The sequence below is a fragment of the Rugamonas rubra genome (assembly GCF_900114705.1).
Lineage (GTDB): Bacteria > Pseudomonadota > Gammaproteobacteria > Burkholderiales > Burkholderiaceae_D > Rugamonas > Rugamonas rubra.
The window spans coordinates 96468-114949 of the sequence record NZ_FOTW01000024.1 but is presented as its reverse complement, the minus strand read 5'-3'; the positions used below and the strand labels follow the sequence as shown (position 1 = coordinate 114949).

17 protein-coding genes are annotated in these 18482 nt (G+C 66.5%); 12 read left to right on the top strand and 5 right to left on the bottom strand.

The window, feature by feature from the left end; genetic code table 11:
* The first annotated feature begins 2 nt into the window (after positions 1-2).
* The 8 genes from BM252_RS23230 (at position 3) to BM252_RS23195 (ending at position 6671) form a co-directional block, all read left to right on the top strand.
* Complete coding sequence (locus BM252_RS23230; RefSeq protein WP_093390049.1) at positions 3-1016, top strand: KpsF/GutQ family sugar-phosphate isomerase; 1014 nt, start codon at positions 3-5, stop codon at positions 1014-1016.
* On the top strand, positions 1016-1555 hold the full coding sequence (locus BM252_RS23225) for a KdsC family phosphatase (RefSeq protein ID WP_093390048.1): 540 nt from the start codon (positions 1016-1018) through the stop codon (positions 1553-1555). The genes BM252_RS23230 and BM252_RS23225 overlap by 1 nt, the downstream gene beginning before the upstream one ends.
* A gap of 10 nt (positions 1556-1565) precedes the next feature.
* On the top strand, positions 1566-2186 hold the full coding sequence (lptC, locus tag BM252_RS23220; protein ID WP_093390047.1) for an LPS export ABC transporter periplasmic protein LptC: 621 nt from the start codon (positions 1566-1568) through the stop codon (positions 2184-2186).
* A gap of 48 nt (positions 2187-2234) precedes the next feature.
* Positions 2235-2804 carry a lipopolysaccharide transport periplasmic protein LptA gene (lptA, locus tag BM252_RS23215; protein WP_093390046.1) on the top strand — a complete coding sequence of 190 codons (570 nt, stop codon included), beginning with the start codon at positions 2235-2237 and terminating at the stop codon, positions 2802-2804.
* Positions 2804-3559: an LPS export ABC transporter ATP-binding protein gene (gene lptB / locus BM252_RS23210; protein WP_093390045.1), complete on the top strand. Its 756-nt coding sequence runs from the start codon at positions 2804-2806 to the stop codon at positions 3557-3559. Before lptA ends, lptB begins: the two co-directional genes overlap by 1 nt.
* Before the next feature lie 2 nt (positions 3560-3561).
* Positions 3562-5040, top strand: coding sequence for an RNA polymerase factor sigma-54 (locus BM252_RS23205; RefSeq protein WP_093390044.1), 1479 nt, complete (start codon positions 3562-3564; stop codon positions 5038-5040).
* Positions 5041-5115: 75 nt separating this feature from the next.
* On the top strand, positions 5116-5472 hold the full coding sequence (hpf, locus tag BM252_RS23200) for a ribosome hibernation-promoting factor, HPF/YfiA family (RefSeq protein ID WP_093390043.1): 357 nt from the start codon (positions 5116-5118) through the stop codon (positions 5470-5472).
* Between the two features lie 113 nt (positions 5473-5585).
* Positions 5586-6671: an enoyl-CoA hydratase/isomerase family protein gene (locus BM252_RS23195; protein WP_093390042.1), complete on the top strand. Its 1086-nt coding sequence runs from the start codon at positions 5586-5588 to the stop codon at positions 6669-6671.
* Positions 6672-6798: 127 nt separating this feature from the next.
* Here BM252_RS23195 and rapZ read toward each other — a convergent pair whose 3' ends face one another.
* The 5 genes from rapZ to ilvA form a co-directional block, all read right to left on the bottom strand.
* Positions 6799-7662 carry an RNase adapter RapZ gene (gene rapZ / locus BM252_RS23190; RefSeq protein ID WP_093390041.1) on the bottom strand — a complete coding sequence of 288 codons (864 nt, stop codon included), beginning with the start codon at positions 7660-7662 and terminating at the stop codon, positions 6799-6801.
* A gap of 170 nt (positions 7663-7832) precedes the next feature.
* Complete coding sequence (hprK, locus tag BM252_RS23185; protein ID WP_093390040.1) at positions 7833-8768, bottom strand: HPr(Ser) kinase/phosphatase; 936 nt, start codon at positions 8766-8768, stop codon at positions 7833-7835.
* A 140-nt stretch (positions 8769-8908) separates the two neighbouring features.
* The gene (locus BM252_RS23180) at positions 8909-9391 is read right to left on the bottom strand and encodes a PTS sugar transporter subunit IIA (RefSeq protein WP_093390039.1); all 483 of its coding nucleotides are present in this window, start codon (positions 9389-9391) and stop codon (positions 8909-8911) included.
* A gap of 543 nt (positions 9392-9934) precedes the next feature.
* Entirely contained in the window at positions 9935-10768 is an 834-nt protein-coding gene (queF, locus tag BM252_RS23175) for an NADPH-dependent 7-cyano-7-deazaguanine reductase QueF (RefSeq protein ID WP_093390038.1), read from the bottom strand.
* 126 nt (positions 10769-10894) lie between these two features.
* Complete coding sequence (ilvA, locus tag BM252_RS23170) at positions 10895-12430, bottom strand: threonine ammonia-lyase, biosynthetic (RefSeq protein WP_093390068.1); 1536 nt, start codon at positions 12428-12430, stop codon at positions 10895-10897.
* Positions 12431-12643: 213 nt separating this feature from the next.
* On the opposite strand from ilvA, the gene BM252_RS23165 reads away from it, so the two are divergent.
* The 4 genes from BM252_RS23165 to BM252_RS23150 all read left to right on the top strand — a co-directional run bounded on the left by BM252_RS23165 (position 12644) and on the right by BM252_RS23150 (position 18396).
* The gene (locus BM252_RS23165; RefSeq protein WP_093390037.1) at positions 12644-13135 is read left to right on the top strand and encodes a YqaA family protein; all 492 of its coding nucleotides are present in this window, start codon (positions 12644-12646) and stop codon (positions 13133-13135) included.
* A 223-nt stretch (positions 13136-13358) separates the two neighbouring features.
* Positions 13359-17384, top strand: a complete 4026-nt coding sequence (locus BM252_RS23160) for an FAD/FMN-binding oxidoreductase (protein WP_093390036.1) — start codon at positions 13359-13361, stop codon at positions 17382-17384.
* A complete protein-coding gene (locus BM252_RS23155; protein WP_093390035.1) occupies positions 17381-17827 on the top strand; it encodes an HIT family protein in 447 nt (148 codons plus the stop codon). Before BM252_RS23160 ends, BM252_RS23155 begins: the two co-directional genes overlap by 4 nt.
* Positions 17828-17961: 134 nt before the next feature.
* Positions 17962-18396: a gamma-butyrobetaine hydroxylase family protein gene (locus BM252_RS23150; RefSeq protein ID WP_093390067.1), complete on the top strand. Its 435-nt coding sequence runs from the start codon at positions 17962-17964 to the stop codon at positions 18394-18396.
* The last annotated feature ends 86 nt before the right edge of the window (positions 18397-18482 follow it).

The following is an 18482-nucleotide window of genomic DNA, read 5'->3' as shown; positions in this document are numbered from 1 at the left end:
CAATGCTGAAAGCTTTTGATCGAATTGATCCCGATCCCCGGATCGCCGCGCGGGCACTGTTGCTGGCACGCGAAACGCTGCAGATCGAGGCGGACGCCATCAACGCCATGCACGCGCGCCTGGCCGCCGACGACAGCGTCGGCCGCGCCGTCGCGTTGTTGCTTGCATGCAAGGGGCGGGTGGTCGTCTCCGGCATCGGCAAGTCCGGCCACATCGCCCGCAAGATCGCCGCCACCTTGGCCTCGACCGGCACGCCGGCGCTGTTCGTCCACCCGGCCGAGGCGGCCCACGGCGACCTCGGCATGGTCACCGCCGACGACGCCTTCATCGCCATCTCCTACTCGGGCGAGAGCGCCGAGTTGATGGCCATCCTGCCCGTCGTCAAGCGCATGGGCAGCGCGCTGATCTCGATGACCGGCAAGCCCGGCTCCAGCCTGGCCCAGCTGGCCGACGTCCACCTCGACGTCTCGGTGGCCAAGGAGGCCTGCCCGCTCAACCTGGCGCCCACCGCCAGCACCACCGTCACCCTGGCGCTGGGCGACGCCCTGGCCGTCGCCCTGCTCGACCTGCGCGGCTTCAAGGAGGAGGACTTCGCCCGCTCGCATCCCGGCGGCGCGCTGGGCCGCCGCCTGCTGACCCACGTGCGCGACGTCATGCGCAGCGGCGCCGCCGTGCCGGCCGTCGGCGCCGACGTCAAGCTGACCGAGGCGCTGCTCGAGATCACCCAGAAGGGCATGGGCATGACCGCCGTGGTCGACGCCGACGGCCGTCCGCTCGGCGTGTTCACCGACGGCGACCTGCGCCGCATGATCGAAAAAGTCCAGGACTTCAGCAAGGTGCTGATCCGCGACGTGATGCACGCCAAGCCGCGCAGCATCGGCCCGGAAAAACTGGCGGTCGACGCCGTCGCCGTGATGGAGCAGTACCGCATCAACCAGATGCTGGTGGTCGACGCCGACGGCAAGCTGGTCGGCGCGCTGCACATCCACGACCTGACCCGCGCCAAGGTGATCTGATGAACGCCGGATACAACCTCGACAACGTCGCCCGCGCCGCCAAGGTGCGCCTGATGATCTTCGACGTCGACGGCGTGCTGACCGACGGCAGCCTGCACTACGGCGCCGACGGCGAGGCGCTGAAGACCTTCAACGTGCACGACGGCCTGGGCATCAAGCTGCTGCACGAGTCCGGCGTGCAGACCGCCATCATCAGCGCGCGCGTCTCGCCGCAGGTGGTCAAGCGCGCCGCCGACCTGGGCATCGCCTTCCTGCACCAGGGCGGCCACGACAAGCTGACCCCGTTCCACGCCCTGCTGGAAAAAACCGGCCTGGCGGCCGAGCAGGTCGGCTTCATCGGCGACGACGTGGTCGACCTGCCGATCCTGCGCCGGGTCGGCTTCGCCGTCGCCGTGCCGAACGGCCGCGCCGAGGTGCACGGCCGCGCCCACCACATCACCGAGGCCGCCGGCGGCCGCGGCGCGGTGCGCGAGATCTGCGAGTTCGTCCTGCGCGCGCAGGGCAGCTACGACCGGGTCATGGCCCAGTTCCTGGTCTGAGGCGGCGAGCATGCGCAAAAAAACCGCCCACCGCTGGCGCCTGTCGCTCACCATGCTGTTGTTCGTGCTGGTGGCGCTGGGCACCTTCTGGCTGGTCGAGCTGATGAACCAGAGCGGCCAGGAGATGCAGGCCGACCGCCATCGCAACGAGCCCGACTACATCATCGAGCACTTCAGCTTCGTGCGCATGAACCAGGCCGGCCAGCCCAGCTACATCATCTCCGGCGACAAGCTGACCCACCTGCCGCTCGACGACTCGTCCGACATCGAGCTGCCGGTGGTGCGCAGCCTGGCCGGCAAGGAGCCGGGCCGGCAGCCGCCCATGCAGATGCACGCGGCGCGCGGCCGGGTCGACCGGAACAACAGCCGGGTGCGCCTCGACGGCGACGTCAACGTCGAGCGCAGCGCCTCGGCCGCCAGCCGCGCGATGCGGTTGAAGACCGAGTCGCTGACCGTGTTCCCCGACGACGACACGATGGAGACGGCGCTGCCGGTGGCGCTGAGCTTGGGCAACGCCACGGCCAACGGTGTCGGCATGCGCGCCAACAACGCCACGCGCCAGGTCCAGCTGGGCGGCCGCGGCCAACTGCTGTTGCCGCCGCGCGGCGCGCCGGCGCCGCCGCTGAAATAGGGCCTGCGCCCAACACACTGATTGCAACACTGACAGAACGGAACCACGATGAACAAACTACTCCTCTCGGCCCTGCTGTTGCTCGGCGCCGCAGTCCCGGCGCTGGCGGAAAAGGCCGACTCCAGCAAGCCCACCGAGATCAAGTTCGACAACGTCGACATCGACGACGTCAAGCAGATCCAGACCTTCACCGGCAACGTCGTGCTGACCCGCGGCACCCTGCTGATGAAGGCCGCCAAGGCGGTCGTCACGCAGTCGCCCGAGGGCTACCAGTACGCCACCCTGACCAGCGTCGCCGGCGTGCCGGCCACCTTCCGCCAGAAGCGCGACGGCGCCGGCGACCAGTGGGTCGAGGGCGAGGCCGAGCGCATCGAATACGACGGCAAGATCGAGCTGGTCAAGCTGTTCTCCAAGGCCCGCGTCAAGCGCATCGAGGGCAGCAAGCCGGGCGACGTGGTCGAGGGCGAGTTCATCTCCTACGACAGCCGCAAGGAGTTCTTCAGCGTGAAGAACACGCCGACCGGCGACAGCAAGCCGGGCGCCGGCCGTGGCACCATGGTGATCCAGCCGAGCGGCGTCAACGCCGCGCCGGCCGCCAGCACGCCGGCGGTGAAATAATGGAGGCGAAGCGCTGCGGCAGCACGCTGATCGTGCGCGGCCTGCAAAAGAGCTACGGCAAGCGCCAGGTGGTGCACGACGTCTCGCTGCAGGTCGAGTGCGGCGAGGTGGTCGGCCTGCTCGGCCCCAACGGCGCCGGCAAGACCACCTCCTTCTACATGATCGTCGGCCTGGTGCCGTCGGACGCCGGCAGCATCGACATCAGCGGGGTCGACATCTCGAGCCTGCCGATCCACCGCCGCGCCATGCTCGGCCTGTCCTACCTGCCGCAGGAGGCTTCGGTGTTCCGCAAGCTGACCGTGGAGGAAAACATCCGCGCCGTGCTGGAAATCCAGCAGGTCGACGGCAAGCCTTTATCCAAGGCGCAAATTGATGAACGGCTGGATACCCTCCTGGCCGAATTGCAAATCGAGAAGCTGCGCGAGAACCAGGCGCTGTCGCTGTCCGGCGGCGAACGCCGGCGGGTGGAGATCGCCCGCGCCCTGGCCACCAATCCGCGCTTCGTGCTGCTCGACGAACCTTTCGCCGGGGTCGACCCGATCGCCGTCATTGAGATCCAGCGCATCGTGCGCTTCCTCAAGGAACGCGGCATCGGCGTCTTGATCACCGATCACAATGTGCGCGAGACGCTGGGCATCTGCGACCGCGCCTACATCATCAACCAGGGCACGGTATTGGCGTCAGGCCGGCCAGACGACATCATCGCCAACGAATCGGTGCGTCGCGTGTATCTGGGTGAACACTTCCGCATGTAAACATGAAACAGTCCCTGCAGCTGCGCACCTCGCAGCACCTCGCGCTTACGCCGCAACTGCAGCAGTCGATCCGCCTGCTGCAGTTGTCCACGCTGGAATTGCACCAAGAGCTGGAACAGCTGCTGACCGACAACCCCCTGCTCGAACGCCTCGACGACCCGCTCGACCATTCGCTGCGCCTGCTGGGCGACGGCGCCATCAGCCAGCAGTCGGCGCCCGCCGAGGCGAGCGCCGAGGGGCCGCCGCAGCAGCCGCAGGACGCCGCCGCCGCGCCGGCCGAGGCGGACAACTTCGAGGCCGCCGACAACGACCGCAGCGGCGAGGCCGACATGGACTGGAGCGACGCCGGCCGTGGCAAGGCGCCCGACGACGAGGACTCGCGGCCGCAGCTCGAGGCCAGCCACTGCACGCTGCGCGAGCACCTGATGGAGCAGATGCGCGTCACCGTCCACGAGTCGCGCGACCGCGCCCTGGTCGAACTGATCATCGACGCGCTCGACGAGAACGGCTACCTGGAGGACCCGCTCGACGAGATCTTCGCGCGCATCCCCGCCGAGCTGGAGATCGAGTGCGAGGAATTGCAGACCGCCTTGTCGCTGCTGCAGAGCTTTGATCCGGCCGGGGTCGGCGCGCGCAACGCCTCCGAGTGCCTGGCGCTGCAGATCAAGCGCCTGCCGCACATTCCGTTGGTGACGCGGCGCATGGCGCTGACCATCGTCGAGCAGCACCTGACCTGGTTCGCCCAGCGCGACTTCAACAAGCTGAAGAAGGCCCTGGTGTGCGACGACGAGGACCTGCGCGAGGCGCAGACGGTGATCCGCCAGTGCAACCCGCACCCCGGCGCCGCCTTCGCCGCCGACGTCTCCGACTTCGTCGTGCCGGACGTGGTGGTGAAGAAGTCGCGCAACGGCTGGCAGGTCAGCCTGAACAACGACGTCATGCCGCGCCTGCGCGTCAACGCCATGTACGCCAACCTGCTCAAGCAGGGCAAGGGCGAGGGCCAGATGGGCGCCCAGTTGCAAGAGGCCAAGTGGTTGATCAAGAACATGCGCCAGCGCTTCGACACCATCCTGCGCGTCGCCGAGGCGATAGTAGAACGACAAAAGAATTTTTTCTCGCATGGCGCCGTTGCCATGCGCCCCCTTGTGCTCCGCGAAATAGCTGATACACTGGGTTTACACGAGAGTACTATTTCTCGGGTAACAACTCAGAAATACATGCTGACCCCGCATGGCATGTTTGAGTTGAAGTACTTCTTTGGCAGCCATGTCGCCACCGAAGCGGGGGGGGAAGCTTCCTCGACGGCGATCCGGGCGCTGATTGTGCAACTCACAGGAGCAGAAGACCCTAAAAATCCTTTATCCGACAGTAAGATTGCGGACATGCTGGGAGAACAAGGCATGGTGATTGCGCGACGCACTGTTGCCAAATATCGCGAAGCGTTGAAAATCCCGCCAGTCAGTCTCCGCAAGTCTTTGTAGTTTTGTTGGTTCCTGCGTGCCCGGCGGCAAAGGGCAAGGCACTAACCGTAAGCGACATCATCTCTAGGAGTGTGTATGAATCTCACCATCAGTGGACATCATCTCGAAGTGACACCAGCGATTCGCGAATACGTGCAGAACAAGCTGGAACGGGTCAAACGCCACTTCGATCAAGTGATTGATATTGCTGTCATCCTGACCGTAGATAACCTGACTGAGAAAGATAAACGCCAAAAGGCCGAAATCAACCTGCGTATGTCCGGCAAGACCGTCTACGTGGAAAGCCTGTCGCAAGACCTGTACGCGGCGATCGACACCCTGATCGACAAACTGGACCGCCAGGTCATGAAGTACAAAGCAAAAGTGCAAGAGCACGGCCACGATGCCATCAAGCATCTGCCGGACACTTTTGAACCGGCCGCCACCGCTTAAGCGGTCCCGCCACCATCCAACAAAGGGCGCTCCAGGCGCCCTTTTTTGCGCCCGCCGCAAACCCGCCGGCCGCGCTAAAATAGCCGCTCCATCCACCACCACCGTCCAGCCACATGAGCGAATTCGTCCACAGCAGCGTCAGCAACCGCACCGGCTTCATCACCCTCGACCGTCCGAAGGCGCTCAACTCCCTGTCGCTGGCGATGGTGCGCGACCTGGCCGCCGCCCTGCAGGCCTGGCGCGACGACGCCGGCGTCGACGCCGTGGTGATCCGCAGCAGCAGCGAGAAGGCCTTCTGCGCCGGCGGCGACATCCGCTTCTTCTACGACGTCGGCCGCGCCGGCGTGCAGGGCGGCAGCGCCCAGCTGGAGGACTTCTTCACCGAGGAGTACGCGCTCAACCACCTGATCCACTTCTACCCCAAGCCCTATATCGCGCTGATGGACGGCGTGGTGATGGGCGGCGGCATGGGCGTGGCCCAGGGCGGGCCCGACTGCCGCCTGCGCATCGTCACCGAGCGCACGAAAATGGCCATGCCGGAGGTCAACATCGGTCTGTTCCCGGACGTCGGCGGCAGCTACTTCCTGTCGCGCGCGCCCGGCCAGCTGGGCAACTACCTGGGGCTGACCGGGCTGACCATAGTCGCCGCCGACGCGCTCTACAGCGGCCTGGCCGACTACTTCGTGCCCGGGGCCGACATGGCGGCCCTGGCGGCGCTGATCGAGGCCACCCCTGGGGCGCAGCTGCGCCAGGCCGTCGCGGCCTTTGTGGCGCCGTTCCAGGCCTCGGCAGGGGGCAGCGTGTTGCAGGCCGAGCGCGCCACGATCGACCGCCATTTCGGCGCCGGCTCGGTGGCCGCCATCATGGCCTCGCTGGCGGCGGACGAGGGCGCCTTCGCGCAAAAGGCGCTGAAGGCGATGGCCACGCGCTCGCCGCTGATGATGGCCGTCACCCACGAGCTGCTGCGCCGTGGCGCCGCGCTCGACGTGGCCGGCTGCCTGCGCATGGAGCGCACGCTGGTGCGCCACAACTTCGAGGACGGCGAGGTGTTGGAGGGCGTGCGCGCGCTGGTGATCGACAAGGACAACGCGCCGCGCTGGAAGCCGGCCGCGCTGGCCGAGGTGACGGCGGAAATGGTCGAGCGCTTCTTCGCGCCGGTCTGGCCCGACTACGCGCACCCGCTGCGCCACTTGGCGTAGTGAAGCGGCGCAAGCCGCAAGCCAGGGGTCTGACCCCGTGCGGGGTCAGACCCCGCGCCTGGTGCTTTGCGGGGTAAAAAATTCTTTGCGGATGTCGGCACGCCGGCCTAGGCCAGCAGGCCAGGGATCAGCTCTGTTCGCGGTGGCGCAGCACCACGCGCTCGCTGGCGTGGAAGTACTGCGCCAGCCGCTCGGCCATGTAGACCGAGCGGTGCTGGCCGCCGGTGCAGCCGAGCGCCACCGTCAGATAGCTGCGGTTGTCGGTCTTGAACGAGGGCAGCCATTTTTCGATGAAGACGCGGATGTCGGTCAGCAGTTCGTTGGCGCTTGGTTGCGCGTCGAGGAAGGCGATCACCGGCGCGTCGCGGCCGTTGAGCGGGCGCAGCGCCAGGTCGTAGTAGGGGTTGGGCAGGGCCCGCACGTCGAAGACGAAGTCGGCGTCGAGCGGCACGCCCAGCTTGAAGGCGAACGATTCGAAGAACAGCGTCAGCGGCGCGCGCTCCGAGGCCACCAGGTCCTTGACCCAGGCGCGCAGCTTGTTGGCGCTCAGCTCGGAGGTGTCGATCACATGGCCCAGCTGCTCGATCGCCGACAAGCGCTCGCGCTCCTCCAGGATGCATTCGATCAGGGTGCGGCGCGCCGCCGGATTCTGCCCCGGGCGCAGCTCGTGCGACAGCGGATGGCTGCGCCGCGTTTCGGAAAAGCGCGCCACCAGCGAGTGCGTGTTGGCGGTCAGGAAGACGACCTTGACGTCGTGGCCCTGTTCCTTCAGCGTGAGCACGTCGCCCGGCAGGCTGGCCAGCGAAGCGGCGCTGCGCGCGTCGACCGCCACGGCCAGCGCCTGCAGGCCCTCGTCGACCAGCGTGGTGACCAGGCTGGCGAGCAGGGCGGGCGGCAAATTATCGACGCAATAATATCCCGAGTCTTCCAGGACGTTGAGGGCTACCGATTTGCCGGAGCCGGAGATACCGGTGAGAAGTACGATGCGCATAGGTGTCGATGATACCGCAAGCCGGCGGCGCGTGCGCAAAGCCGCAGGAGCAAAGCCGGGGGCTTAGTCGCCGCTCATGGCTTGGCGTTGGTGTAGCAGGGGTTTCGTGGGGCACCGCCCCACTCCTGCGGAACGGTCGCGCCTTGCAAGGCGCGGCTCCTTGGCAGCATTCAGTCGCCGCTCATGGCTTGGCGCTGCCGTTCCATGAACTCTTGCAGCGTGTCGATGCCGCGCAGTTGCAGGATGGTGTTGCGCACGGCGGCTTCGAGCAGCACGGCGATGTTGCGGCCGGCGGCGACCGGGATCACCACCTTGCGCACCGGCAGGCCGAGCACGTCCTCGGTGGGGAACTGGAACGGCAGCCGTTCGACCTCCTCCTCGAGCGCGCTGCGCCGCACCAGGTGGACGATCAGCTTGAGCCGCATCTTGCGCCGCACCGCCGTCTCGCCGAAGATGGCCTTGATGTCGAGCAGGCCCAGGCCGCGCACCTCCAGCAGATTTTGCAGCAGCGCCGGGCAGCGTCCCTCGATCATGTTCGGCGCGATGCGCGAGAACTCGACGGCGTCGTCGGCCACCAGGCCGTGGCTGCGCGAGATCAGCTCCAGCCCCAGCTCGCTCTTGCCGAGCCCGGAGTCGCCGGTGATCAGCACGCCCACGCCCAGCACGTCCATGAACACGCCGTGCATGATGATGCGCTGCGCCAGCTTCTTCGACAAATACACGCGCAGGAAGTCGATCACCTGGGCCGCCGGCAGCGGCGTGGAAAACAGCGGGATGTTCTTCTCGTCGCAGATGGCGAGGATGTCGGGCGGCGTCTCGAGCCCCTGGGCGATGATCAGCGCCGGCGGCCCGCCGGCGATCAGCTCGCCGATCACGTGGGTGCGGGTGAGCGACTTGAGGCGCTGGTAGTAGTTGATTTCCTGGTGCCCGAAGACCTGGATGCGGCCCGGGTGGATGGTGTTCAAGTGGCCGACCTGGTCGGCCGCCGAGGCGACGTCGCCGGAGATCAGGCGTTCGCCGCCGGGGAAGCCGGCGAACCAGCCGAGTTGCAAACTCTCGCGATTGTCGTCATAGAGCCTTTGGATCGTCAGCGGGGTTTGCAGCATGGGCGGTGGTCTTTACTCGGAAATGATCGGTAAGCCCTAGTGTACCTCATGCGTCCGCGGCCGGCGATCTTGCCTTGCTAGCCACCCGGCGCCGGCGCGGCAGGGCGCGGCGGTGGCGGTGGCGGGGATGGCGTGCCGGCTCAGCCGGCGGCTTGCAGGCTGGGCAGCCAGTTGACGATGCGCGTGTGCACCGACTTGGGGTCGGGATCGGTAGCCAGGGCGGTGCGGAAGGCGTCGTCCGAGAACATCTCGGCGATCTCCGACAGGATCTCCAGGTGCTGCTGGGTGACGTGGTCGGGAATCAGCAGGAAGAACAACAGGTTGACCGGCTTGCCGTCGGGCGACTCGAAGGGGATAGCTTCGACCAGGCGGACGAAGGCGGCCAGCGGCGACTTCAGGCTCTTCATGCCCTTGATGCGGCCGTGCGGCACGGCGACGCCGTGGCCCAGGCCCGTCGAGCCCAGCCGTTCCCGCGCGAACAGGTTGTCCGACACGGTGGAGCGGGCGATGCCGCAGTTGTTCTCGAAGATCAGTCCGGCTTGCTCGAAGGCGCGCTTCTTGCTCGACACTTCCAAGTCGAGCAGGACGTTTTCAAGAGAGAGTATTTTGCTGAGGTTGTTCATAACGCGACATAAAATGGTGCGACGCACAAAAGGTGGCATGCGAGCAGAATTATAGGCTTCTTTGCGCAGCCTGTAACATGAAATCGCTGTTGCCCGCCGTCCCGCCACGCCGCGCCATGGGGCGCCCGGGGCGGCCTGAATTATTGCAATAAACGCATTATGGCGACGATTCGCTATTTCCGGACACTAAATTGGAAAAACACCGGGTTATTCGCATCCAGCCGCCATATTGGCCGATTTTTTCCCGGTTTTTGCCGACTGTGCCGCAGCGCGGCCCGGCCGGCGCCGGTTCGCGGTCCCCGGGCGGGGGCTGGGCACCAGGTGGCCGCATCAACCATCATACGCTCAAGTGGTGTTGTCCGATTGGAAAATGTATTTCCAAGCGCGGGCTTGTAGCCAGATCAACCACACGCACCGTCGGCTTGATCCGGCGCAAGGCGGCGGCGCCGGAATCGGCGTAGAACCGGCCGGCTTGCCGCCTGTTCAGGGCGCGTTGGCGGCGCGTTTGCGACCCGGTTGCGGCGCATTCGCAGCCATGCGCGCCTATTGGCGCGCGCCGCGCAGGTTGGGCGGCGGGGTGGCCGTGCTGAAGTTGCTGCGCCAGGGGTTGATGTCGAGCCCGCCGCGCCGGGTGTAGCGGGCGTACACCGCCAGCTGCTGCGGCGCGCACTGGCGCAGGATGTCGGTGAAGATGCGCTCGACGCACTGCTCGTGGAACTCGTTGTGCTCGCGGAAACCGATCAGGTAGCGCAGCAGGCTTTCCTGCTCGATCTGCGGGCCGTAGTAGTGGATCTGCACGCTGGCCCAGTCGGGCTGGCCGGTCACCAGGCAGTTCGACTTGAGCAGGTGCGACACCAGCTTCTCCTCCACCGGGCCGTTGTCGAAGTTGGCCTTGAGCAGTTCGGGCGCCGGGTGGTAGTGCTCGACTTCGATGTCGAGGCGGTCCAGCAGCAGGCCGTCGAGCTCGCCCATTTTCAGCCGCTCGAACTCCTCCGGCAGGCTGAGCGCGATGTGCACGGCGGCGCCGAAGCCCTGCGACAAGTCCTTTTGCAGCAGCGCCTTGAGCGCCTCGGCGCTGTCGAGCCGGGTCTGGTTGAAGGAGTTCAGGTACAGCTTGAAGGACTTCGACTCGACGATGTTGGGCGAGTCGGCCGGCACGGTGATGCGGGCGATCGCCACCTGCGGCTTGCCGCGCCCGTTCAACCAGGAGATCTCGTAGGCGTTCCAGATGTCGACGCCGAAGAAGGGCAGGGTGCCGCTCAGGCCCAGCTCGTCGCGCTTGCCCTGGCGCGGGATGGGGAACAGCAGCTCCGGCGCGTAATCGGTGCGGTATGCGGAGGTTTTGCCTAGCGGCGACAGGTCGACAGTGTTGGTCATGATGGCGGGATGGGGGATGAATGAGTTCGGACAAGGCGGCATGGTAGCGCAACTGGCCGCCGCGCGCGCGCCGACGTCCGCCGGCGCCGCCGCGCCGGGGGCGGTGCCGGCGGCGCTCGGCTCCGCTCAGCCGAGGAACAGCTTGTAGACCGGGTTGGCCGTCTCGTCCCAGTAGCGGTAGCCCAGGGTGGTGAGGAAGCGGGCGAAGGCGTCCATCTCGTCGGGCGGCACCTGCAGGCCGATCAGGATGCGGCCGACGTCGCCGCCCTGGCTGCGGTAGTGGCACAGCGAGATGTTCCAGTTCGGCGCCATGCTGTCGAGGAAGCGCATCAGCGCGCCCGGCCGCTCGGGGAACTCGAAGCGGTACAGCAGCTCGTCCTGCGCCAGGCTGCTCTTGCCGCCGACCAGGTGGCGGATGTGCGCCTTGGCCAGCTCGTCGTGGGTCAGGTCCAGCGTCTTGAAGCCGTTCTCCTCGAAGCGGCGGGCCAGCGCGCCGGACTCGTGGCGGTCGGCGATCTGGATGCCGACGAAGACGTGGGCCTGGTCCTGGTCGCTGATGCGGTAGTTGAACTCGGTCACGTTGCGCGGCCCCACCAGCGAGCAGAAGCGCTTGAAGCTGCCGCGCTGCTCGGGCAGGGTGACGGCGAACACCGCCTCGCGCGACTCGCCCAGCTCGGCCCGCTCGGCGACGAAGCGCAGGCGGTCGAAGTTCATGTTGGCGCCGCAGGCGATGGTGATCAAGGTCTCGTGCTGGATCGGGTTCTTGGTCAAGGCGGCGCGCTCGATGTAGGCCTTGGCGCCGGCGATGGCCAGCGCGCCGGCCGGCTCGAGGATGGAGCGGGTGTCGGTGAAGACGTCCTTGATGGCGGCGCAGATGGCGTCGGTGTCGACGATGATGATGTCGTCCACGTATTGCTGGGTCAGGCGGAAGGTCTCCTCGCCGACCAGGCGCACCGCCGTGCCGTCGGAGAACAGGCCGACGTCGGCCAGGGTGACCCGCTCGCCGGCCTTGACGCTGCGCGCCATGGCGTCGGAGTCGAGCGTCTGCACGCCGATGATCTTGATGTCGGGGCGGATCTGCTTGACGTAGGCGGCCACGCCGGAGATCAGGCCGCCGCCGCCGATGGCGACGAAGATGGCGTGGATCGGCCCGGCGTGCTGGCGCAGGATCTCCATGCCGATGGTGCCCTGGCCGGCGATCACGTCGGGGTCGTCGAAGGGGTGGACGAAGGTCAGCTTCTGTTCCTTCTCCAGGGTCAGCGCGTGGTTGTAGGCGTCGGTGTAGGACTCGCCGTGCAGCACCACCTCGACGTCGGCGCCGCCGCGCGCCTTGACCGCGTCGATCTTCACCTGCGGCGTGGTGGTCGGCATGACGATCAGCGCGCGGCAGCCCAACTTGGCCGCCGACAGCGCCACGCCCTGGGCGTGGTTGCCGGCCGAGGCGCAAATGACGCCGCGCTTGCGCTGCGCCTCGCTGAGGTGGGCCATCTTGTTGTAGGCGCCACGAATCTTGAAGCTGAACACGCTCTGCATGTCCTCGCGCTTGAAATAAATTCGGTTCTCGTAGCGCTGCGACAGGGTCGGCGCGAGTTCCAGCGGGGTCTCAGTGGCGACGTCGTAGACGCGCGCGGTCAGGATTTTCTTCAGATAGTCGATAGTCATGGTCTGCAAACAGTGTGGTTCTGGGCCAGATGCGGTACGTGCAACTTCTGGTACTTGCGATGCGAAGACATGCTTCTAACCGGCTGGTGACCGGGGGCGGCAGGCGCTGGACGGGCGCCGGTGGGCGCGCGGCCGAACAGGTCGAACGTGCGGAGTGCGCTCGACGGGTGTGTCTGATTATAATGGACACCTTTCGCCCTACACAAAAAACCGATGATCGAATCCGCAATAGCCTGGCTGCTGCACCTGCTGGCGGCGCCGGAGGTGGGGCTGACGTCGGTCTTCCTCATCAGCTTCATCTCCGCCACCCTGTTGCCGCTGGGCTCCGAGCCGGCCGTGTTCGCCGTCGTCAAGGCCAACGCCGCGCTGTTCTGGCCGGTGATCGGCGTCGCCACCCTGGGCAACACCCTGGGCGGCGTGGTCGACTATTGGATGGGTTACCGCGCCAAGCAGGCCTTCGCGCGCGAGCGCGAGAGCCGCTGGTTTTCCTGGCTGGCCCGCTACGGCGCCAAGACCATGCTGCTGGCCTGGCTGCCCGGCATCGGCGATCCGCTGTGCACCCTGGCCGGCTGGCTCAAGCTGCCGTTCTGGCCCAGCGTGCTGTACATGGCCTGCGGCAAACTGTTGCGCTACATAACCATGACCACCCTGCTGTTGTACGTGCCGGACGGCGTGTGGCAGCGGATCGGCCATTTGCTGGGATGATGGGCCTGCATACGACGTTCCGATATATCGCCAAATCCATTAATATTATTCACTTTGAATGATTGCTTTTGGCTGCATATGCCAACGAAACGCGAATTTGGCAAATTTATTTCGGCGCGATGGCCGGCCTAGAGTCCTTAGGCCGGCTAAGGGTGTTCCCGCATGGTGCGGCGCAATAAGCTAGAATGGCCCTTTAGGGTCCAGTCCACAAGTCCAATCTCACATGAACGCCCCCGCACAAATCCAAGCATTGCTGGCGGAAACGCCCCACGGTCCCGCGCCGACCCGTCTGCGCGAAATCCCCTACAACTACACGTCGTTTTCCGATCGCGAAATCGTCATCCGTCTGTTGGGGGAGGACTCTTGGAGTCTGCTCGACGCCCTGCGCGGCTCGCGCCAGACCGGCCGTTCGGCGCGCATGCTGTACGAGGTGCTGGGCGACATCTGGGTGGTGCGGCGCAATCCCTACCTGCAGGACGATATGCTGGACAACCCCAAGCGGCGCCAGGAGTTGATCGACGCGCTGCACCACCGCCTGGCCGAGGTCGACAAGCGCCGCCTGTCGGTCGACGCCGTCGGCGAGGGCGCCGACGCCGAGCAGGCGCGCCAGCGCAGCGCCAACGTCGAGCAGTTGTTGAAGGCGGCCAGCAAGGCCGTGGCCGACTTCGGCGACGAGTTCCGCGCCACCTGGGACCTGCGCAAGCGCACCACCAAGATCCTCAGCCGCTACACCGAAAAACACAACATCCGCTTCGACGGCATGACCCGCGTCTCGCACGTCACCGACGCCACCGACTGGCGCGTCGAGTATCCGTTCGTGGTGTTGACGCCGGACAGCGAGGACGAGATGGCCGGCCTGGTCAAGGGCTGCATCGAGCTGGGGCTGACCATCATCCCGCGCGGCGGCGGCACCGGCTACACCGGCGGCGCCGTGCCGTTGACGCCGCTGTCGGCCGTCATCAACACCGAGAAGCTGATCGACCTGGGCCAGGTCGAGATGCGCGTGCTGCCCGGCCTGGACCACGAATACGCCACCATTTACTCGGGCGCCGGCGTGATCACCAACAAGGTGTCCGAGGCGGCCGAGAAGGCCGGCTTCGTCTTCGCCGTCGACCCGACCTCGGCGCACGCCTCCTGCATCGGCGGCAACATCGCCATGAACGCGGGCGGCAAGAAGGCCGTGCTGTGGGGCACCGCGCTGGACAACCTGGCCTCCTGGCGCATGGTCGACCCGAACGGCGACTGGCTCGAGGTGACCCGGCTGGAGCACAACCTGTCGAAGATCCACGACGCGCCGGTGGCCAAGTTCCTGCTCGAATGGACCCATCCGAACACCCGCGACGCCAGCAAGAAGAACGCGCCGTTCAAGACCGAGACCCTGGTCATCGAGGGCCGCAAGTTCCGCAAGGAGGGCCTGGGCAAGGACGTCACCGACAAGTTCCTGTCCGGCCTGCCCGGCATCCAGAAGGAGGGTTGCGACGGCCTGATCACCTCCGGCCGCTGGATCCTGCACAAGATGCCCAAGCACGCCCGCACCGTCTGCCTGGAGTTCTTCGGCCAGGCGCGCGACGCCATCCCTTCGATCGTCGAGATCAAGGACTACCTGGACGGCCTGCCGGCCAAGGGCGAGCAGTTCAAGACCATTCGCCTGGCCGGCCTTGAACACCTCGACGAGCGCTACCTGCGCGCGGTCGGCTACTCGACCAAGTCGAAACGCGGCGTGCTGCCGAAGATGGCGCTGTTCGGCGACATCGTCGGCGACGACGAGAACGCGGTGGCCATGGCCGCCTCGGAAGTGGTGCGCATCGCCAACACCCGCGTCGGCGAAGGCTTCGTCGCCGTCAGCGCCGAGGCGCGCAAGAAGTTCTGGCTGGACCGCGCCCGCACCGCCGCCATCGCCAAGCACACCAACGCCTTCAAGATCAACGAGGACGTGGTGATCCCGCTCAACCGCATGGGCGAGTACACCGACGGCATCGAGCGCATCAACATCGAGCTGTCGATCAAGAACAAGCTGCAACTGGCCGCCGCGCTGCACGACTTCATCGCCGCCGGCAACCTGCCGGTGGGCAAGAGCGAGGACGTCTCCGACGACCGCGTCGGCGACGCCGAGATGCTCGGCGACCGCGAGCAGCAGGCGCTGGCCCTGCTCGAGCAGGTGCAGGCGCGCTGGACCTACACGCTGACCGGGCTGGACCTGCCGCTGGCGCAGGCGCAAACCCGCCTGGCCGAGCTGGGCCTGGAGCGCCTGCTGCCGGTGTTCGCCCAGCGCCTCGAAACGCAGCCGGACGCCACCCTGTTCGACGTGGTGCAGGACCGCACCGTGCGCATCACCTGGAAGCAGGAGATCCGCGCCCAGCTGCGGCAGATCTTCAACGGCGCCGCCTTCAAGCTGATTCTCGACGAGGCCACGGCGATCCACCAGCGCGTGCTGCGCGGCCGCGTCTTCGTCGCGCTGCACATGCACGCCGGCGACGGCAACGTGCACACCAACCTGCCGGTCAACTCGGACAATTACGCGATGCTGCAGGACGCCCACCAGGCCGTCGCCCGCATCATGGTGCTGGCCCGTTCGCTCAACGGCGTCATTTCCGGCGAGCACGGCATCGGCATCACCAAGCTGGAGTTCCTCACCGAGGACGAGATCAGCGAGTTCCGCGAGTACAAGAAGCGCATCGATCCCGAGGGCCGCTTCAACAAGGGCAAGCTGCTCAACCTGCCGGGCCTGGGCGCCGACCTGCGCAACGCCTACACGCCGTCGTTCGGCCTGATGGGCCACGAGTCGCTGATCATGCAACAGAGCGACATCGGCGCCATCGCCGACAGCGTCAAGGACTGCCTGCGCTGCGGCAAGTGCAAACCGGTCTGCGCCACCCACGTGCCGCGCGCCAACCTGCTGTACTCGCCGCGCGACAAGATCCTGGCGACCTCGTCGCTGATCGAGGCCTTCCTGTACGAGGAGCAGACCCGGCGCGGCATTTCGATCAAGCACTGGGAAGAGTTCGAGGACGTCGCCGACCACTGCACGGTCTGTCACAAATGTGTGACGCCGTGCCCGGTCAACATCGACTTCGGCGACGTCTCGATGAACATGCGCAACCTGCTGCGCAAGATGGACAAGAAGAGCTTCAAGCCGATGGCCGCCGCCACCATGTTCTTCCTCAACGCCAGCGATCCGACCACCATCAACGTCTACCGCAAGGTGATGTTGGAATGGGGCATGAAGGCGCAGAACCTGGGCCACGACATCCTCAAGAAGTTCGCCAAGAAGCAGACCAAGGCGCCCAAGCCGACCACCGGCAAGGCGCCGGTGCGCGAGCAGGTGATCCACTTCATCAACAAGAAGATGCCGGGCAACCTGCCGAAGAAGACCGCGCGCGCCCTGCTCGACATCGAGGACGACAAGGTCATCCCGATCATCCGCAATCCGCTCGCCACCACGGCCGACAGCGAGGCGGTGTTCTACTTCCCGGGCTGCGGCTCGGAGCGCCTGTTCTCGCAGGTCGGCCTGGCCACCCAGGCGATGTTGTGGGAGGTCGGCGTGCAGACCGTGCTGCCGCCGGGCTACCTGTGCTGCGGCTATCCACAGCGCGGCAACGGCGAGTTCGACAAGGCCGAGAAGATGATGACGGACAACCGCGTGCTGTTCCACCGCATGGCCAACACGCTCAACTATCTCGACATCAAGACCGTGCTGGTCTCCTGCGGCACCTGCTACGACCAGCTGGCCACCTACGAGTTCGACAAGATCTTCCCCGGCTGCCGCATCATGGACATCCATGAGTATTTGCTGGAGAAGGGCGTCAAGCTGGAGGGCGTCAACGGCACCCGCTATATGTACCACGAGCCTTGCCACAACCCGATGAAGCTGCAGGACTCGGGCAAGACCATCAACTCGCTGATCAGCACCATCGACAACGTCAAGATCGAGAAGAACGACCGCTGCTGCGGCGACGCCGGCACACTGGCCGTGTCGCGGCCCGACATCTCGACGCAGATCCGCTTCCGCAAGGAGGAGGAGATGATCAAGGGCGCCGACAAGCTGCGCGCCGACGGCTTCACCGGCGAGGTGAAGATCCTCACCAGCTGCCCGGCCTGCCTGGGCGGCGTGTCGCGCTACAGCGAGGACGCCGGCACCACCGCCGACTACATCGTCATCGAGATCGCCAAGCACCTGCTGGGCGAGAACTGGCTGCCCGACTACGTCGCCAAGGCCAACAGCGGCGGCATCGAGCGGGTGCTGGTATGACGACCGCCTGCGATCTCTGCCAGTTGCTGGAGCAGGCCGCCGGCCAGGCCGGCGGCGCCGTCATCTGGCGCGACAGCCAGCTGACGGTGCTCGCCGTCGACGAGGCCGAGTACCCCGGTTTTTGCCGCGTGGTGTGGAACGGCCACGTCAAGGAGATGAGCGACCTGCTGCCGCGCGAGCGGCACTGGGTGATGGACGTGGTGTGGCAGGTCGAGCTGGCCGTGCGCGAGATCATGCAGCCGCAAAAGGTCAACCTGGCCAGCTTGGGCAACATGACGCCGCACGTGCACTGGCACGTCATCCCGCGCTTCCTCGACGACGCCCACTTCCCCCATCCGGTCTGGGCCACGGCCCAGCGCAGCTCGCTGCCCGAGGTGCTGGCCGCGCGCCGCGCCCTGCTGCCGCAGCTGCACGCCGACATCATCGAGCGTTTGGGCGGATAATGGTTTGAAAGCCAAGCCACCCCGGTAAAATCGGGGTCTGACCCCACATGGGGTCAGACCCCTGTTCCCTGCCTGGGGTGGAGTTCGCCGTCGCCGGCACCATCAATTCACCCACCAAAGCCCGCATCCCCACCATGAGTATTTCCAAGAACAGCCCGCTGCCCACCGGCTTCACCGTGCACAGCAAGTCCCGCCTGCTCGACGTCAGCTTCGACGACGGCGCCTCCTTCGCCATTCCCTTCGAGCTGCTGCGCGTGTACTCGCCGTCGGCCGAGGTGCGCGGCCACGGCCAGGGCCAGGAGGTGCTGCAGGTCGGCAAGCGCGAGGTCGGCATCACCGCCCTCGACCCGGTCGGGAACTACGCGGTGCAGCCGACCTTCAGCGACGGCCACAACACCGGCCTGTTCAGCTGGGACTATCTGTACAAGCTGGGCAGCGAGCAGGCCCAGCTGTGGCAAGACTACCTGGCGCGCCTGCACGCCTCCGGCTTCGCCGGCGACAGCGGCCGCGAACCCGGCACCACGCTGACGGCGCCGGCCAAGGCCCACGGCTGCGGCGGCAAGCACTAAAGGCGCGCCGCGTCCCTGCGCGCGCGCCGCGCGCAAGCGCCAGCGCGCCCGGCCGCGCCAGCTCGGCACCGCGCGGCATGACATAC

Bases quoted from the DNA above. Each gene is read 5' to 3' on its own strand.
- hpf (WP_093390043.1), top strand. From the start codon at position 5,116: ATGAATCTCACCATCAGTGGACATCATCTCGAAGTGACACCAGCGATT.
- BM252_RS23205 (WP_093390044.1), top strand. From the start codon at position 3,562: ATGAAACAGTCCCTGCAGCTGCGCACCTCGCAGCACCTCGCGCTTACG.
- BM252_RS23155 (WP_093390035.1), top strand. From the start codon at position 17,381: ATGACGACCGCCTGCGATCTCTGCCAGTTGCTGGAGCAGGCCGCCGGC.
- BM252_RS23195 (WP_093390042.1), top strand. From the start codon at position 5,586: ATGAGCGAATTCGTCCACAGCAGCGTCAGCAACCGCACCGGCTTCATC.
- BM252_RS23160 (WP_093390036.1), top strand. From the start codon at position 13,359: ATGAACGCCCCCGCACAAATCCAAGCATTGCTGGCGGAAACGCCCCAC.
- ilvA (WP_093390068.1), bottom strand. From the start codon at position 12,430: ATGACTATCGACTATCTGAAGAAAATCCTGACCGCGCGCGTCTACGAC.
- hprK (WP_093390040.1), bottom strand. From the start codon at position 8,768: ATGCTGCAAACCCCGCTGACGATCCAAAGGCTCTATGACGACAATCGC.
- lptA (WP_093390046.1), top strand. From the start codon at position 2,235: ATGAACAAACTACTCCTCTCGGCCCTGCTGTTGCTCGGCGCCGCAGTC.
- rapZ (WP_093390041.1), bottom strand. From the start codon at position 7,662: ATGCGCATCGTACTTCTCACCGGTATCTCCGGCTCCGGCAAATCGGTA.
- lptC (WP_093390047.1), top strand. From the start codon at position 1,566: ATGCGCAAAAAAACCGCCCACCGCTGGCGCCTGTCGCTCACCATGCTG.
- queF (WP_093390038.1), bottom strand. From the start codon at position 10,768: ATGACCAACACTGTCGACCTGTCGCCGCTAGGCAAAACCTCCGCATAC.
- lptB (WP_093390045.1), top strand. From the start codon at position 2,804: ATGGAGGCGAAGCGCTGCGGCAGCACGCTGATCGTGCGCGGCCTGCAA.
- BM252_RS23180 (WP_093390039.1), bottom strand. From the start codon at position 9,391: ATGAACAACCTCAGCAAAATACTCTCTCTTGAAAACGTCCTGCTCGAC.
- BM252_RS23225 (WP_093390048.1), top strand. From the start codon at position 1,016: ATGAACGCCGGATACAACCTCGACAACGTCGCCCGCGCCGCCAAGGTG.
- BM252_RS23150 (WP_093390067.1), top strand. From the start codon at position 17,962: ATGAGTATTTCCAAGAACAGCCCGCTGCCCACCGGCTTCACCGTGCAC.
- BM252_RS23165 (WP_093390037.1), top strand. From the start codon at position 12,644: ATGATCGAATCCGCAATAGCCTGGCTGCTGCACCTGCTGGCGGCGCCG.
- BM252_RS23230 (WP_093390049.1), top strand. From the start codon at position 3: ATGCTGAAAGCTTTTGATCGAATTGATCCCGATCCCCGGATCGCCGCG.